This is a genomic window from Sphingomonas sp. 10B4 (assembly GCF_035019905.1).
GTDB lineage: Bacteria > Pseudomonadota > Alphaproteobacteria > Sphingomonadales > Sphingomonadaceae > Sphingomonas > Sphingomonas glacialis.
In genome coordinates, this window is record NZ_JASJVC010000385.1 from 1 (window position 1) to 261 (window position 261).

Annotated in this window: 1 protein-coding gene; it reads left to right on the top strand. The window is 51.7% G+C overall.

Annotated elements, in window-relative coordinates; translation table 11 throughout:
* Positions 1 to 261, top strand: a 261-nt coding sequence (locus tag QN347_RS20220) for a ProQ/FINO family protein (protein ID WP_323494464.1), incomplete at both ends; no start/stop codon positions are given.

Consider the following 261-nt stretch of genomic DNA (forward strand, 5'->3'; position numbering starts at 1 on the left):
TAGATAAGCAGATCATCGAACGTTTGCCCGAAACCAGCTTGAAAATATTGCGTCTGGCGCTGACGTATCACACCAAATCTTCGCGCTACCTGCAAAAAACGCTGACCTCAGCGACGCGTTTTGATCTCGATGGCAATCCTAAGGAAGAGATCAACGATACGCATCGCGCCCATGCGCAGCAGTTGCTCAACGAGCGTGCCAAGAAGAATGCCGAACGGATCAAGGCGCAGGCTGAATTCGACCGATTGCGTCAGCTTGAAG